The 16,461-nt window shown below is 48.5% G+C and carries 12 protein-coding genes; 6 read left to right on the top strand and 6 right to left on the bottom strand.

The window, feature by feature from the left end:
* Positions 1-16: 16 nt before the first annotated feature.
* The 3 genes from dnaK to hrcA form a co-directional block, all read right to left on the bottom strand.
* Positions 17-1,951, bottom strand: a complete 1,935-nt coding sequence (dnaK, locus tag MEALZ_RS09215; protein WP_014148358.1) for a molecular chaperone DnaK — start codon at positions 1,949-1,951, stop codon at positions 17-19.
* A 70-nt stretch (positions 1,952-2,021) separates the two neighbouring features.
* Entirely contained in the window at positions 2,022-2,669 is a 648-nt protein-coding gene (grpE, locus tag MEALZ_RS09210) for a nucleotide exchange factor GrpE (RefSeq protein ID WP_014148357.1), read from the bottom strand.
* 71 nt (positions 2,670-2,740) lie between these two features.
* On the bottom strand, positions 2,741-3,784 hold the full coding sequence (hrcA, locus tag MEALZ_RS09205; RefSeq protein WP_014148356.1) for a heat-inducible transcriptional repressor HrcA: 1,044 nt from the start codon (positions 3,782-3,784) through the stop codon (positions 2,741-2,743).
* A 532-nt stretch (positions 3,785-4,316) separates the two neighbouring features.
* Between hrcA and MEALZ_RS09200 the strand changes: the two genes are divergently transcribed.
* From MEALZ_RS09200 to MEALZ_RS09185, 4 genes are all read left to right on the top strand, one after another.
* Positions 4,317-5,198 carry an NAD(+) kinase gene (locus tag MEALZ_RS09200; RefSeq protein ID WP_014148355.1) on the top strand — a complete coding sequence of 294 codons (882 nt, stop codon included), beginning with the start codon at positions 4,317-4,319 and terminating at the stop codon, positions 5,196-5,198.
* Between the two features lie 9 nt (positions 5,199-5,207).
* The gene (gene recN, locus MEALZ_RS09195) at positions 5,208-6,899 is read left to right on the top strand and encodes a DNA repair protein RecN (protein WP_014148354.1); all 1,692 of its coding nucleotides are present in this window, start codon (positions 5,208-5,210) and stop codon (positions 6,897-6,899) included.
* A 17-nt stretch (positions 6,900-6,916) separates the two neighbouring features.
* A complete protein-coding gene (locus tag MEALZ_RS09190; RefSeq protein ID WP_014148353.1) occupies positions 6,917-7,942 on the top strand; it encodes an agmatine deiminase family protein in 1,026 nt (341 codons plus the stop codon).
* 301 nt (positions 7,943-8,243) lie between these two features.
* Complete coding sequence (locus tag MEALZ_RS09185) at positions 8,244-9,131, top strand: carbon-nitrogen hydrolase (protein ID WP_014148352.1); 888 nt, start codon at positions 8,244-8,246, stop codon at positions 9,129-9,131.
* Positions 9,132-9,481: 350 nt separating this feature from the next.
* Here MEALZ_RS09185 and MEALZ_RS09180 read toward each other — a convergent pair whose 3' ends face one another.
* Entirely contained in the window at positions 9,482-10,810 is a 1,329-nt protein-coding gene (locus tag MEALZ_RS09180; protein ID WP_014148351.1) for a DUF3422 family protein, read from the bottom strand.
* A 347-nt stretch (positions 10,811-11,157) separates the two neighbouring features.
* The gene (locus tag MEALZ_RS09175) at positions 11,158-11,622 is read right to left on the bottom strand and encodes a MarR family winged helix-turn-helix transcriptional regulator (protein WP_014148350.1); all 465 of its coding nucleotides are present in this window, start codon (positions 11,620-11,622) and stop codon (positions 11,158-11,160) included.
* 454 nt (positions 11,623-12,076) lie between these two features.
* On the opposite strand from MEALZ_RS09175, the gene MEALZ_RS09170 reads away from it, so the two are divergent.
* Entirely contained in the window at positions 12,077-12,454 is a 378-nt protein-coding gene (locus tag MEALZ_RS09170) for a hypothetical protein (RefSeq protein ID WP_014148349.1), read from the top strand.
* Positions 12,455-12,823: 369 nt separating this feature from the next.
* Here the strand turns inward: MEALZ_RS09170 and MEALZ_RS09165 are convergent, their stop codons facing one another.
* A complete protein-coding gene (locus MEALZ_RS09165; protein WP_014148348.1) occupies positions 12,824-14,374 on the bottom strand; it encodes a fused MFS/spermidine synthase in 1,551 nt (516 codons plus the stop codon).
* A gap of 617 nt (positions 14,375-14,991) precedes the next feature.
* On the opposite strand from MEALZ_RS09165, the gene MEALZ_RS09160 reads away from it, so the two are divergent.
* Complete coding sequence (locus MEALZ_RS09160; protein WP_046061077.1) at positions 14,992-16,329, top strand: cyclic 2,3-diphosphoglycerate synthase; 1,338 nt, start codon at positions 14,992-14,994, stop codon at positions 16,327-16,329.
* Positions 16,330-16,461: the final 132 nt, after the last annotated feature.

Below are 16,461 nucleotides of genomic sequence, written 5' to 3'. Positions count from 1 at the left end.
CGGCGTCGGCATGGAATTATTTCTTGTCGTCGTCTTTGACTTCTTCAAACTCGGCATCGACTACGCCGTCATCGGTTGTCGAAGTACTTGAAGACGACTGCTGGTCGCCTTCGGCACTGCCTTCAGCTTCCGCTTTTTGCGCATAAACGCGTTCAGCCAGTTTACCGGACAATTCAGTCAGCGCATTAGTTTTAGCTTCGATAGAGTCTTTATCGCTTCCTTTCAGAGCTTCTTTCAATTCATTGATCGCAGTTTCGATCGACGACTTTTCATCGGCGGAAACTTGATCGCCGAGCTCCTTCATCGATTTTTCGGTGGCATTGACGATCCCTTCTGCATGATTACGCGCACTCACCAGTTCGGTCACTTTGCGGTCTTCATCGGCATGCGCCTCGGCATCCTTGACCATGCGATCGACTTCTTCATCGGATAGACCGCTAGAAGCCTTGATCACAATTGACTGTTTTTTACCTGTCGCTTTGTCTTTAGCCGAGACATTCAAGATACCATTTGCGTCAATGTCGAAAGTCACTTCGATTTGCGGAACGCCGCGCGGGGCCGGTGGAATATCGGCCAAATCGAAACGACCCAGTGATTTATTACCGCTGGCAACTTCCCGTTCGCCTTGTAAAACATGAACCGTAACGGCCGTTTGATTGTCGTCGGCCGTTGAAAAAACCTGTGAGGCATTGGTTGGAATCGTTGTGTTTTTCTCGATCAATTTAGTCATTACACCGCCCAAGGTTTCGATACCGAGCGATAGAGGCGTTACATCGAGCAACAATACATCTTTAACATCGCCGCCTAATACGCCGGCCTGAATCGCTGCACCTAAAGCAACTGCTTCATCCGGATTAACATCCTTACGCGGCTCTTTGCCGAAGATTGATTTAACGAAGTCTTGAACGCGAGGCATTCGCGTCTGACCGCCGACCAAAATCACATCGTCAATGTCCGACGCGGATAAGCCTGCGTCTTTTAGCGCCATTAGGCATGGGGCTTTGGTTTTATCAATCAGATCATCTACCAAGGATTCCAATTTAGACCGAGTCAATTTGACATTTAAATGTTTCGGTCCTGTCGCATCGGCCGTGACATAAGGCAGATTGATATCGGTTTGTTGCGAAGACGACAATTCGATTTTGGCTTTTTCTGCTGCTTCTTTGAGTCGTTGCAGCGCTAATGGATCGCTGTGCAAATCGATACCGTTGTCGCGTTTGAATTCGTCGGCCAGAAAATCGATGATGCGCAGGTCGAAGTCTTCACCGCCGAGGAAAGTGTCGCCATTGGTCGACAATACTTCGAACTGATGCTCGCCCTCGATCTCGGCGATTTCAATGATTGAAATATCGAATGTACCGCCGCCTAAGTCGTACACGGCAATTTTCATATCGCCTTTCGGTTTGTCCATCCCGAATGCCAACGCAGCTGCGGTCGGCTCATTGATAATGCGTTTGACATCGAGACCCGCAATTCGGCCCGCGTCTTTAGTTGCCTGACGCTGAGAATCGTTAAAATAAGCCGGTACGGTAATGACCGCTTCTTTGACTTCTTCACCTAAATAAGCCTCGGCGTCTTTTTTCAGTTTCATCAAGACCCGAGCCGAAACTTCAGGTGCCGCCATTCTTTTACCGTGACATTCGACCCAGGCGTCGCCATTGTCGGCCGGTACGATTTTATAAGGCACCATTTTAATATCTTTTTGCACGACATCGTCTTTGAAACGACGGCCTATCAAACGCTTAATTGCGAACAGTGTGTTTTCGGGGTTGGTTACCGCTTGACGCTTAGCCGATTGCCCTACGAGCACCTCGTCGTCTTTGGTGAAAGCGATGACCGAAGGCGTAGTTCTGGCGCCTTCGCTATTTTCGATGACGCGTGCGGTGCCGTTTTCGAGCACCGCCACGCAAGAATTGGTGGTTCCTAAATCTATTCCGATTATTTTAGCCATTGATTGCTCCAGACTTGAGAGTGTATTTAAAAAATTAGTCGATTACGATATGGGGGCTGTTTTAATGTGTTCAAGCCTGTTCATCGATTTTTGGTGTTTCTTGCGGAGGATTGTCTTCGGCTTTGGCGACAACAACCATTGCCGGACGCAACAACCGCCCATTCAAGACATAGCCTTTCTGAAATACATTAATAACCGAATTCGGTTCGGCATCTGCAGATGGCTGCATAGCCATCGCCTGATGCAACTCAGGATCAAACGGTTGTCCAAGCGGATTAACCACTTCAATATTGAACTTAGAAAAAACGGCTTCGAATTGTTTTAATGTCAGTTCGCTGCCTTCTCGAAACTTTTGCACTTCGGGGCTGTCGCCGATAGCGGCTTGCAAACCAAGCTCCAAACTATCGACGACAGTTAATAATTCTTTGGCAAAATTTTCCAACGCAAATTTATGAGCGTTTTCCAAATCCTTTTGGGTTCTTCTTTTCAGGTTTTCCATTTCCGCTTGTATGCGCAGAACTTTGTCCCAATTTTCCGTAGCCTTTTGTTCGGCCTCCTCGAGCTTTTGCGACAACTCTTCGACATTTACCTTTTGAGCCGCCTGCGGCTGACTGCTATCGTCTACATTGCTATCTAGCTGCGCGCTGGCGCTTTGCGCTGAAATGACATCAGCTTGCTCGTCCGTTGCCTTTTCCGGCAACTCCTGCTCGTTACTCATTATTAAACTCCGGTTTGAATAAAAAAACGGTCCGCATCCACGGAAAAACTCTATTTCAAGAAATGTGGGGCTTATGTTTTGGGATTCAAGGCCGCGCCTAATAATTTTGCCGTTACATCGACAAAAGGAATCACTCTTTCATAAGCCATTCGGGTGGGTCCTATTACACCTAAAACACCGACCACTTGTTCGTTAATCGAGTACGGCGCGGTGACCAGGCTGCATTGTTCGAATGCATGATAACCGGATTCCTCACCGATAAAAATTTGTACGCCTTCGGCATTTAAGCATTGATCAAGCAAATGGATAACACCTCGCTTTTGACTGAAAGCATCGAATAGTTCTTTGAGCCTCTCCATGTCCGATAATTCGGAAAAACCCATTAAATTCGTCTCACCGCTTAACACATAATCTTCATCCGACTTTCCGGGATCGAGCGCCAACTTAGCCATTTGTACTGCGTCCAACATTTCCCGATTCATTTGTTCTTGGGCGTCTTTCAGCTCTTTCAGAACGGCCTTTCTGACTGCGGCTAGGCTTAATCCGGAATAAACGGAATTTAAATAATTGGCGGCTTGCTGTAATTGAGCGGGGCTGAATTGCTTTGAGGTATGGAGGATTTTATTATGCACCTCCTGTTCGTTAGTCACGAAAATGACCAATACGCGGGTGTTGGATAGCGGCAAAAATTCGATATGGCGTAAACTGACCAGTTCGCGCTTGGGCAATGTCACGACACCGGCCATGCGCGTGACGTCCGATAATATTCTCGATGCCACCCCGATGACATCATTGACGTTATCTTTAGCAATTAAATTTTTGCGCAACAGTTTAAGTTCTTCCGAGTTCAGAGGCTTTACCGTGAGCAACGAATCGATAAACAAACGATAGCCACTCACGGTCGGCACCCGGCCTGCACTGGTGTGCGGAGAACGAATTAATCCCATGTCTTCCAGATCGGCCATGACATTACGAATCGTTGCAGGACTCAATTTTAATTCGGTATCCTTAGATAAGGCGCGCGAACCTACCGGTTGTCCGTCTTGGATATAACGTTCAACCAATGCTTTCAATAATTGCAGCGATCTTTCGTTCAACACCTGATTGTTATTCACAATAAACCCTCTAGCTTACTAGCACTCTACCCCATCGAGTGCCAACCGCGCAAATTAGCAGCTCACCCTCTGCTTGTCAATACTAGCAAATACAATAAAAACACCCACTTAGCATAACTCGCGTAATATCCCCCCTTCACAGACCAAATACCTAGGGTGTCGAAATTTACCGATTTTCATATCAGATAGAATGACTGCTTTATTGATTTTGAGAAAATAACTAGCGCTTTATAGCCTATGATCATCAACAAATTCCAAGATAGTTTGAGCGCCGCAAGGTGCGCATCGCGCACCCTGCGCCTGGCGCTTAAAAATCTATGAACACCAACAATTTCAAAAATATTTTTGAGTTTAAAACGCGGGAACACAGTAATTAGCTAAAAATAGCTTTTTTCGACTACCCCCTTTCACCTTTCACCTTTCACCTTTCCCCTTGCTACTTGCACCTTTGACCTTTCTTCTTTCACCTTTAAACCTCACCCCTTGACTTATTGAGTATAATTCGATCAAATCCTTTCTTAAATTAACGACAATGCACAGCTCATTCAAAACCATCGGCATTATCGGTAAAGCCAGCGACCCCGGAATTGCCGAAACTTTAGCGATTCTTTACCGTTACCTTAAACAGCACGATTATGCCGTCATAGTTGACCGCTTGAGCGCTCAATTTATAACGGAATCCGGCGTTGAAACCTCGGCCATCGAGAGTATCGGACAGCACTGCGACCTGATTATCGCCGCTGGTGGCGACGGTACGTTTTTATCTGCCGCGCGTGCAATCGCCCAATACGACATTCCACTAGTTGGGATCAATTTGGGGCGCCTCGGGTTTCTTGTCGACATTTCGCCATATGAATTATTACCCAAGCTCAATAACATTTTAACTGGCCAATATAGCGAAGAAAGGCGCTATCTATTGCGAACCAAAATCATTCGCGACCATCGAGTCTTTAACGAACAAACCGCCGTAAACGAAGTCGTCGTGCATCGCTGGGTCACGCCGAGCATGATAGAAATCGTCACGCACATTAACGGGGTCTATCTGAATTCGCAACGATCCGACGGCATGATCGTCTCGACCCCGACCGGTTCGACCGCTTATTCATTGTCGGCGGGCGGCCCGATTTTGCATCCGTCTCTGAATGCCTTGGTTTTGGTACCGCTTAATCCTCATACGCTATCGAATCGCCCAATCGTCATCGACGATACGGCCGAAATCGAAATTAGTTTCTGTCAAACCAAACAAATCAATGCCTTGGTTACCTGCGATCATCTTGAAATACCCGAAGTATTGATCAGTGATAAAATTTTGATTAAAAAAGATCCGAAACCGATTAGAATTCTCCATCCCGAAGGACACGATTTTTTTGAAATCCTCAGAAAAAAACTCAACTGGAGCGGCGGTTATCCTTAACTCATTCTCATGCTACTAAATCTTTCCATTAACGACCTGGCTGTCGTCAAAACATTAAACCTGGATGTAAACACCGGCATGTCGGTATTGACAGGCGAAACCGGCGCCGGCAAATCGATTTTATTGACCGCACTTGGCTTGGCACTAGGCGATCGGGCCGATTCCGGCTATATCCGGCCAAATAGCAAGCGTGCAGAAATCAATTTGGAATTCGATTTATCGGATGCCCCTCTGGCAAAAAAATGGCTTGAAGAAAACGAGCTGGATGATGATCAACACTGCCTGATTAGGCGCGTCATCAACCATGACGGCCGATCAAAAGCCTATATCAACAATCGCCCGGTTACATTGCAAACCTTACAGGAACTCAGTGAAAAGCTAGTTGAAATACACGGACAACATGCGCATTTGACTTTACTCCATAGCGATGAACAGCGCCGATTACTAGACGTTTTTGCCGGCAATCAAGCCCTACTAGACCAAGTCGATACCCACTTCCACCAATGGCAACAAACCCACAAGGAACTACAAGCTCTGAAAAAAGCCAGCGCGGACAGAACCGAGCGCGAAGAATTACTGCGCTACCAGCTCGACGAATTGCAGCAACTCGACTTGAACAATTTCAATTATGCCGAACTAACAGAAGAACACAGCAAACTAGCCCACCTCGAAGAAATCCTAGCGACCGGGCATCGGCAGCTTGATTTGCTCTACGAAAACGACGAACAATCGCTCAACCGGTTGCTGCTACAATCGACTCATGCCTTGAACGATTTAACGCGTTTTGCGCCGGATATCGAATCTATCAACGGCATTTTAAACGAAGCGCAAATTCAGATCGAGGAAGCCGCGCACCAATTACGCCGCTATTTGGATAGCCTGGAAGCAGACCCCTTGCGCTTGGAGTCGCTGGAAAACCAAATCGGCATCATTCAAAGCCTCTGCCGTAAACACCATGTACAACCCGAGGAATTGCCGGAACTGGCCTTCGGTCTCGAGCAGGAATTGAACAATCTGACCCACAGTGGCGAGCGCATCGAAGAATTAACCGAAAAAACCGAGAGGCTACTTGCTGCATACCATGAATTAGCCGCTCAATTAACTCGAAAACGCCAACAAGGCGGCCAGCTATTGCAAGAACGGATTTCGGCGATGATCAAGGAGCTTGGCATGCCGCAAGGCGATTTCATCGTACAAGTTTCACCGCTAGGTGCTACACACCCACGCGCCGATGGCCAAGATAAAGTGGAATTTCTGGTTAGCGCCAATCCTGGCCTTCCGGCCAAGCCTTTATCAAAAGTTGCATCCGGCGGAGAACTATCACGAATCAGCCTTGCTATTCAGGTTACAACCAGCCATGACAAAACCACGCCGACGATGATCTTCGACGAAGTCGACTCCGGGATCGGCGGCGGCATTGCCGAAATCGTCGGACAAAAATTGCGCGCTTTGAGTCTCAATCGGCAAGTCATGTGCGTTACACATCTACCTCAAGTCGCATCGCAAGCCCATCATCATTTGTATGTCTCCAAAAATAACCGGAGCGATATCACGACATCCAATGTCAGGCCGCTAGCCCCCGAAGAACGCGTCGAAGAAATCGCTCGCATGCTCGGCGGCGTTAACATTACCGAAAACACCTTGGCCCATGCCCGAGAAATGCTTTTTCAATCGATCTCCGACACTTCGTCGACTTTATAACATAGGAAAAACAAAAAATGATCCGTTTTCCAGCAGAATGGGAAAAACAATCCGCCGTACTGATTGCATGGCCTGATCAATCCGGCGATTTCGGGGGGAATCTCAACGACGTCGAACAAAGCTATCGCTTCATCGCCGAAACGATCTGCCGTTATGAATCGTTGATCATCTTGTGCAAGAGCGCTGTTCAGCAACGACATATCGAAACGCTGTTACCAGTCGAAAAATCCGGTATCCGTTTCATACATGCCGATTACAACGACATCTGGGTTAGAGATACGGCATTTCTGACCGTCGAAAAAGACGGCAAGCCGCTATTGCTAAATTTCCGTTTCAACGGCTGGGGCGGCAAATACGAACATGCGGCCGACAATGCCTTGAATCGGAATCTACTGAAACACGCCCCGTTCGCAAGCAACCCGCATCTCGACATCGACATGGTACTCGAAGGCGGCAGCGTCGAAAGCGACGGCGAAGGCACGATATTGACGACCAAACAATGCCTGCTCAATCCGAACCGGAATCCGGAATTGAACAGGGATCAAATCGAGGCGCAATTACAAAAGCATTTCGGCGCCGAACGCGTATTGTGGATCGATCAGGAAAATCTCGACGGCGATGACACCGATGCCCATATCGACACGCTCGCCCGCTTCTGCAGTTCCGACACAATCGCCTATACCAGCAGCAACGATCCGTCCGAGAAGCATTACCAAAGCCTAAAAAACATGGAGGCACAGCTTAAGGCCATGAAAATGATTAGCGGCGAACCGTACAAGTTGGTTGCGCTGGATTTGCCGAAACCGATTTTCGACGCAGACGGCAAGCGTTTACCCGCCAATTACTCGAACTTTCTGATCATTAATGATGCTGTCATGGTTCCAGTTTACGACGATCCAATGGATCAAACCGCCGTCGATAAACTAGCCGAATGTTTCCCTCAACACGAAATCATTGCCACGCCCTGCCGGCCGATCGTGCATCAATACGGCAGCCTGCATTGCATGACGATGCAGTTTCCGGCAACTATCTCGACAGATTAAGGAATAAGGATTTCTTGATAAATAACGTCGAAGAACTACGGGCTTTGCTGAGGGTTCGGTAACTCGCCTGATAAGGCGCCATGAATTTTATCCCGCAAAGGGTATAACTGCGCCCGGCAATTGGCGATATAATACCGAACTTTTTCGAACAGCCGTCATATCTCACAATCATGAAATCGAACTTCATCGTCCCGTCAAGCTTTGCTTGTATACACACCAAGCAGAGCTTGGACTATATACACTCCCAAGCTAGGGCTTGGAAGCGAGAGATTTTTCCGAACCGCAGTCATACATCATAATCATGAGCTCGAACATCATCGTCAGCGCGATTCAACAACCTTGTAACGCCGACAAAGCCGGCAATCTAAATCTATCGATCGATTTAATCAAAGAGGCCAAACAATCCGGAGCCAACTTGGCCGTTTTGCCGGAACTACATTTAGGCCCGTATTTTTGCCAGAATGAAGATTTTAACTGCTTCGCCACGGCCGAACCGATTCCAGGACCGAGTACCGAAATACTGTCTCAAGCCGCCAAGGATCAAGAGATCGTCATCGTATCGACAATATTCGAAAAGCGCGCGCCGGGCCTTTATCACAATACTGCCGTCGTATTCGACACAGACGGCAGCATCGCCGGCAAATACCGAAAGATGCATATTCCCGACGATCCCGGTTATTATGAAAAATATTACTTCACACCCGGCGACATCGGTTTTAAACCGATAGAGACCTCGATCGGTAAATTGGGCGTGATGGTTTGCTGGGATCAGTGGTATCCGGAAGGCGCCCGTTTAATGGCCTTGGCAGGCGCCGATATTTTGATTTATCCGACCGCGATCGGTTGGGATCCTGCCGATACTAACGACGAAAAGCAGCGCCAACTCGACGCATGGATCACGATTCAACGCGCGCACGCGATCGCTAACGGACTACCGGTCGTTTCGTGTAACCGCATCGGATTCGAAGCATCGCCCGATGACGCCTCGACCGGCATCGAATTCTGGGGCAACAGCTTCATCACCGGTCCGCAAGGCGAATTTCTCGCGCAAGCCGGAACCAGCGAACAAATCATCTTGACTAAGGAATTGGACCGCGCGCGTAGCGAGCGCGTCAGACAAATTTGGCCTTATCTACGCGACAGAAGAATTGACGAGTACGGCAATTTAATTAAACGATTTATCGATTAATTGACCCTTGTTATATCCATCGCTGATCAAAATTCGGCACCGGGGGTGACCATCAAAAGACCTGATTAGCAAGTTTCTTCAGCTAAAGCCCAAAGATCAGCAATTCCCTAGCAGGACGGGGTTTGCAACCCCGTCCTAAACGTTTTGACTTTGGCCGAAGTCAGCCGAATTGTTTAGGGTAAACCGAAACGTTGGGGACGGGTTAAATAACCCGTCCCGCAGAAGTGGCTGCGACTGGCCACTGCTCGGACAGTTCACTTCGGCAAGCTGAAGCATCTTGCTAATCAGGTCATATCGACGAAATTTGAAGTGCGAAAGGCATGGTTATCGCCAACCCTGCCTACCTGACTTCATTCCTCGCTCGTTTTTTCGATCATCTTGTGAATCCGTTTCAGGCCCAACGCGACCGCGATCATCACGAACGGAATCGCCGCGCCTACCGCCAACTCCGGATTGACCGGCCAGCCGGCCGCACGTAGCGCCTTGGAGATCGAGCCGATCAGTCCGGTCGCGTAATAGGTGATCGCGACGATCGAAATGCCTTCGACGGTCTGCTGCATCTTGAACTGCATCTTCGCCCTCCGCGCCATTGAGCTCAGTAAACCTTGATTTTGCCGTTCGATCACGATATCGACGCGGGTTCGCAGTAATTGGCTCGCATTGCCGACTCTTTCGGACAGGGACGTGAAGCGTTTGGAGGTCGAATAGCAAGTGCTCATCGCCGGTTCCATGCGCCTCCGAATGAATTCACCGAGCGTCTGTATGCCTTGAATCCGGACTTCGCGTAAATCTTCTAGGCGTTGACCGACGAGCTGATAGTAAGCGCTTGCGGCCGTGAAGCGAAACAGATGCGTCGAAATATGGTTTTCGATTTCGGCAGCCAACGTCGTCAATTCGTCCAACAGCCCTGCGTCTTTGCTGTTGTCCGATTGCGCCATCGCATTCGTGATTGTGTAAAGCTTTTGGTTAGCCCGTCTCAGTTCCGGAGCGAGCTTTTTCGCAATAGGAAATGCCAGCAATGCCATCACTCGGTAGACTTCGATTTCGAACAGACGATGCAGCAATCGCCCCGCCTGCGCCGAGCGCAAATTATGGTCGACGATCAGAAAACGGCTGAAGCCGTCTACATGTACCCTGAAATCAGTAAATACTTGGGCGTCCCCGCCAGTCACGCTGGAACCGACGACCGGATTGTTCGCGAAACAGGCGGAAATCGCAGCCATATCGAGACCGTCGCCGTTCTTGACGACAGCCGCCGGTTGGATTGCGGCATGCGCGGCAACCATCAATTGACCCGGCAATTCGGAAAGCCAATCGACCGGCACTTTTTTCAACGCAGGATCGGAAAACGGATCGGCCGGCGTATTCGCTACATAAAACGTGTAGGTGCTGAATTCGCTATGCTGCTCCCACCGGATCTCGAACGTATCGAAGGTTTCGCTCAAATGGCTAGCGTCTTTTTCGGGACAGGGCTTGCCGTAACGCTCGCAGAGCTTGCTCAGATGATCGCGTTCGCGCTGTTTTTCGTCGCTCGTCAACAGCAAGGCCAGATGACTGGCCCTGATCGGCAATTCGAGATTCAACGATGCACGGGCATGGACTTCGTTGTGCAACACGAAACGTTGCGGGTGGTTTTGCGGCAGGGGAAATAGAGTCGTCACATTATTGTCGGTTGTCATTTATCGAAACATTAAGAGCCGGGGCGCTCTTGAAAAACGGCATAGTTTAGCGATTGTTGATAATGATGAAAAGTTTATAGCGATTGTTACTTAAAGGTCATCAAACCGAAAAAATCAAATGAGGCAGTTATGTTTCGCTTTCCTAAGCTACCGAGATAAACAACCGTAAACCTAATTTCGGCAACTTAACCATGAAGCACATGAAGTTAATGAAGCATTTCAAGAGATTACCTAAATATTTCCGCTAACCTCTTGGGTAAAAGAAAGTACCATACAAACGCATAACAAGTTATTGAATTAACTTCTTATTCTTTATGGTGAAATTCTTTTTCTAGGTTAAAATCCTTTCAATCGTCACCTGCGCCCTTTTCCTCATTCCTCGCAGCCGCGATTGCCTGGTACAAACGCACCAGACCGCCCTCGAATGCCGCTATTTCTTCGGATTTATAATCGTCGAACAAACGGCCGATGTAACGTAAATGTTCCGGATAAGATCGTTCATAGATATCTTTTCCAGCCTCGGTCAAACTGATGATTTGGCTCCGGCCATCCTTCGCGGAAGCGCAGCGCCGAACGAGGCCTTTATCCTCCAATCGGCAGACGACTCCGGTCAGAGTGCCTTTCGTGATCAGCGTTTCTTCACCCAGTTTTTTAGGCGTCATGCCTTCCGTACCACCCAGGGTGATGATGACGTCATACTGCGGCAAGGTCAGATCGAATTTTTGAACATGAACCGCCGCATAAGATAAAAAAGCTTGATGTGTGCGTAATAAGTCACGCAATACGCTTGGGAATGTAGAAGAGACTGTCATGCGATCAACTAAAAAGTTCTAATCAGAACGATTAGGATAGCGCCAAACGATAAGCCCGGCAAGCTTTCACCGCGAAACCTGCCGAGATGCAGTCATACAAAACTATTGGAAACCTCTATATGAATGGCAAGTTTTGGTCTTCCTGTTTATTTCGGCAAGTCTTGCTGCCCAAATGTTATCGGAGCCGCTGACGTAAAAAGTTCCTAATCGACCTCCGATATATTTCCCAAGCATATGTTTTTAATTATATTTAAATGCATTACCGATCATCCGTAGCATGAGAGCACGGAAACTGATTTGAAATATTTGTTTTGGTTAGAACCTTTTTAGTTCTAGTTAGTCCTTTTTTAAGATAGACTATCTCCACACCTTGAGATTGACTCAATGCTTCGCTTCCGAAGCCCCTAATAATCTCCAGGCTATATATCTTGTTTTTTCATTTCTGAGGTTTTATATGAACACATTAGCTAAAATTCTGTTTACGTTCCTGCTCGGTGCTTTGTCGAGCAACGCTTTTGCGGTTACCAATGCAACCTATGCCGACGTCAAAGCCGCTATCGAAAATACGCTGACCAAAGTCGAAGAAGCACAAAGCGCACTAGATAACGACACAGATAAAGCCGTTTTGATCGACTTGATCACCGACGCCCGGCAGTTGCAAAAGGACATAGCCAACAATGCCTTGGACGTCAAACGCAACCGAGCCAGCAGCGTACTGAAAAAAGCACGTAGCGCGGTAAAAAACGATGACCTAGTATCGGCCAGAAGCGCTTTGAACGATGCGGCAAATCGATATAAAGAAATTCAACGGCTTTACGCATCGACCCACTAAGGGTTTGGTCATAAATAATTGCCCTATTTTTAATGCAAGGTAAGCAGGTTCGGTAACTCGATTGGCAGGTGACGGCGGCAGGGAAAGCCGCCATCAAGCCTTTGCCAGCACCTCGGTGTCTCCTTAGGCACTGCCGAAATTTAAAGTGCGAAAGGTATAGAAATTGGGCAGAAGGCTACCGAGTTTTGATTTAATCTAGCGCCGTAGGATGGGTAGCAGCGAAGCGGAAACCCATCGCTTTGTTTGAGCGCAGGTACGGTTGCGATAACGCTACCATTTACCAAATCCGCGATTTGTTGCAATGGCTCTCATGATGTTCCTACGATGATAATCGTCCCCGCTTTCTTTTGGTCGTCTCGATATAATCCATCAACGTAGCAATAAATCCGCACCAAACCAGCCGACAACGACATTACGATAATGCTCCGCCTTGTAAACCTGCATCTGTTCCAGCGGGTTGAAATTATCGGTCAAGACGATACCTTGATCCTGCGGCACTTGATAGCGCCGCTGTTTAAGCCATAGCCGCTCGCTTGGTTTTAATTGCGGCGAATCGCTTTCGATAGCAGCATCGGACGCAAGAAAAATAAAATCATTGAAATTTTCTCTGGGTTGCGAAAAGAACACGATTTGCCGAGAAAAAACCTGATCGAGTGTTTTTGCAACAGACGACAGCGCCTCGTTATTACCCTGAGTAAAGGAAACGAAATTCAGTGCCAAAATACCCTGTTCGTCCAATAAACCTTTCAATTGCATCAACGTTTCAAGCGTCAGTAAATACGAAGGCTCCGAACCGCCGGTAAAACAGTCATGAATAATTAAGTCATAAGGCCCGGTCAAATGCCTTATTTCATAGCGTGCATCGCCGACAATATCGCGACCGTTCGATTCATATCCGAAATGCACGACCGCGGCATTGGCAACGGCAGGATCGATCTCGAGCGTATCGACGACAAGACCGAAACGCTCCCGTAAAACATTAGCCATATGCCCAGCCCCCAAACCCACGATCAGAGCCCTTTGCATGGATGGGCGTAAAGCAGGAATCAAGCCAACGATTTCTTGATAGATCAGCAAGTTTTTACCAGTTGAAATGCTTGCTGCACCGATCGTCGACGCGTCCGAAGTCAGCATACGCAAATCATTACCGGGTTGATCGATTACCCGCACCCAACCGTATAGGCTCTCATGTTCGGAAACGATTTTAAATTTACCATTGCCGTCATACGTCTTCCCAGAGCCGATGATGCCAGGCAACAAAACCAAACCCAGCGTAGCCAACGCCAAACACGGCGCGACGGTATAGCGGAAACCTAAAGTCCTTCGTTCGATCAAGGCAATCACCAGAGCCAAACCCATTAAAAGCAAACCTAAGACAATCAAGATTTCACGCGACCCGACCAACGGGAATAAAAAAAAGCCCAAAATCAAAGTTCCGATGACACTCCCCAAGGTACTCATCGCATAAATGCTTCCCGAACTCGAGCCGACGGAATTTAATTGCAAGGTAGCCAGTTTTATCGCGAACGGGCCGACCATACCAAGCAAGGTCAATGCCGGTGCAAATAAGATAAACGAGCTGACAAAAGCGCCACCTCGCAAACCGAGAGGATCCGTCATCAATAAAATCGGCCGCGTCATCCATGGAATCAATAAAGTCAAAAAGGCCGCCAAAGCGATCACGACTGCCAGACCAACCGGCTTGGAGGAATCGGCTAAGCGCCCACCGGTGAAATAACCGAACGCCAAGGCTATCATCGTCACCGAAATCAACGAAGACCAGACATAAAGACTGGCCCCATAAAAAGGCGCTATCATACGAGTGCCTAGTAGCTCGATCACCATTACCGATGCACCGGTCAAGAACACCGTCACGAACAACCCAATGCGCTGACGGTAAGAAGCGTTTTTCAAAGTCATAAATTTTCCTGGTAGGCCCAAAATTAGAGTGCTATGTTCGCGTCATACTCATCGCAGATCAAAATTCGGCGCCGGGGTGCCCGTCAAAGGACGCCGTGAATACGTCCATGTAGGTTCTATGCCAGATCCATGCTGGCAAAGCCTTTGTCGAACACTCCGACGCCTCCTCGAACATTGCCGAAATTTGAAGTGCGAAAGGTATCCATAGCCTTTCGAAAATCGAAATTGGTCAGAAGGCTGCCGAGTTTTAATTCATTCTAGAGGGTTTGGCTTCGAAAATGATATAAATCCTCTATCTCGAGTGAATTCAGCAATTCCCAATTTGGAGATCTAAAAGGGTGTGGGGTATGCTTGGCGAGGATGTCGGCAGCAGGGCAGATTTTTGCTCCTGCAAAATCTGCATTCACGCCATCCTTGGCGCTTGCAGATTTTTGCTCCTCGGCAATTGCTCCTGCATTGCCCTACTACACGCCATCCTTGGCGTTCGAGCTGCCGCCAAGCCCCCATGGATGGGTTTACGGCGTTCCTCGACAGGCATACCCCACACCCTAAAATCGGCGAAACTGCTCAAACTGGGAATTGCTGGAGTGAATTACCTTCTACCAAAATGAATTAAGATGTCTCACAAAACAGTTCGCAAAAAAATCCTCATCATGGGTGCCGCTGGGCGAGATTTTCATAATTTCAATGTCGTCTACCGCAACGATCCCGGCAATGAAATTGTTGCATTTACCGCCGCACAAATCCCGGATATCGCAGGAAAACGCTATCCGCCTGCGTTATCCGGCCCATTTTATCCCGAAGGCATCCCTATCGTCGATGAAATCGAATTGGCAGACCTATGCCGAGAACAACACATCGACCAAGTGATTTTTGCCTACAGCGATGTCCCACACAGACAAGTGATGCATCAAGCATCGATCGCGCTGGCCGGCGGAGCCGATTTTACCCTGCTCGGCCCCAAACACACGCAATTGCAAGCTTCGGTCCCGGTCATCGCTTGCTGCGCGGTGCGCACCGGTTGCGGCAAGTCGCAAGTCACGCAATGGCTTTCGAAATTATTGAAAGCCCACGGCCTTAAAACCGCAGTAATCCGCCATCCGATGCCTTACGGCGACCTCGAAAAACAGGCCGTGCAACGTTTTACCAGCATGGCCGACCTCGATCGTGCCGATTGCACGATCGAAGAGCGGGAAGAATACGAACCCCATTTGTCGCTCGGCAATACCGTTTTTGCCGGCATCGACTACGCCGAGATCCTCGCCATTGCCGAGCAGGAAGCCGACATCATTTTATGGGACGGCGGCAATAATGACTTTTCGTTCATCCGTCCCGATTTGCTTATCGTGTTAACCGACCCGCTGAGACCCGGCCATGAAACCGGCCATCATCCGGGTGAAGCCGTATTGCGTATGGCCGATATCGTGCTAATAAACAAAGCGAATTCGGCTACCGATGAGGCTGTTCAATGCGTCTTTGAAACCGTCAGACAGATTCTTCCGAGTATTCCGATTATCAAAACCTTTTCGAAAGTCACTCTCGATCAGCCTGAACGACTGAAAGGCAAGCGTGTCATCGTCGTCGAGGACGGTCCGACCATTACGCACGGCGGCATGGCCTACGGCGCGGGTTTTATTGCTGCGACTCAAGCTCAGGCCGCCGAGATCGTCGATCCGAGAGAATTTGCATCCGAACGGTTAAATGATGTTTACCGACAATATCCGCATATCGGCAAGGTGCTGCCGGCAGTCGGTTATCATCCTTCGCAATTAAAGGCATTGCAACAAACCTTGAATGCCGCCGATATAGAACTCGTCGTTTCGGCCACGCCATGCGACTTATCGGCCTTGATCGCTATCGACAAACCGATTGTACGCGCGCGTTATGAATTTGTTGAAGACGACAATGCCGAATTAAGCCGACATATCGAAACTTTTTTAAGAAACCATTTATGAATCCCAGTATACCTTTCGCACTTCAAATTTCGGCAGTGCCTGAAGAGGCGCCAGGGTGTGCGGCAAAGGCTTTGCCAGCATGGAGCTGGCATAGAGCCTACAGGGATTATATTCACGGCGTCCTTTGACGGA

This window comes from Methylotuvimicrobium alcaliphilum 20Z (assembly GCF_000968535.2).
Lineage (GTDB): Bacteria > Pseudomonadota > Gammaproteobacteria > Methylococcales > Methylomonadaceae > Methylotuvimicrobium > Methylotuvimicrobium alcaliphilum.
This window is presented reverse-complemented; position numbering and strand designations above follow the sequence as displayed.

Coding starts and splice junctions, on each gene's coding strand:
- dnaK (WP_014148358.1), bottom strand. CDS start 1,951: ATGGCTAAAATAATCGGAATAGATTTAGGAACCACCAATTCTTGCGTG.
- grpE (WP_014148357.1), bottom strand. CDS start 2,669: ATGAGTAACGAGCAGGAGTTGCCGGAAAAGGCAACGGACGAGCAAGCT.
- MEALZ_RS09200 (WP_014148355.1), top strand. CDS start 4,317: ATGCACAGCTCATTCAAAACCATCGGCATTATCGGTAAAGCCAGCGAC.
- recN (WP_014148354.1), top strand. CDS start 5,208: ATGCTACTAAATCTTTCCATTAACGACCTGGCTGTCGTCAAAACATTA.
- MEALZ_RS09190 (WP_014148353.1), top strand. CDS start 6,917: ATGATCCGTTTTCCAGCAGAATGGGAAAAACAATCCGCCGTACTGATT.
- MEALZ_RS09185 (WP_014148352.1), top strand. CDS start 8,244: ATGAGCTCGAACATCATCGTCAGCGCGATTCAACAACCTTGTAACGCC.
- MEALZ_RS09180 (WP_014148351.1), bottom strand. CDS start 10,810: ATGACAACCGACAATAATGTGACGACTCTATTTCCCCTGCCGCAAAAC.
- MEALZ_RS09175 (WP_014148350.1), bottom strand. CDS start 11,622: ATGACAGTCTCTTCTACATTCCCAAGCGTATTGCGTGACTTATTACGC.
- MEALZ_RS09170 (WP_014148349.1), top strand. CDS start 12,077: ATGAACACATTAGCTAAAATTCTGTTTACGTTCCTGCTCGGTGCTTTG.
- MEALZ_RS09165 (WP_014148348.1), bottom strand. CDS start 14,374: ATGACTTTGAAAAACGCTTCTTACCGTCAGCGCATTGGGTTGTTCGTG.
- MEALZ_RS09160 (WP_046061077.1), top strand. CDS start 14,992: ATGTCTCACAAAACAGTTCGCAAAAAAATCCTCATCATGGGTGCCGCT.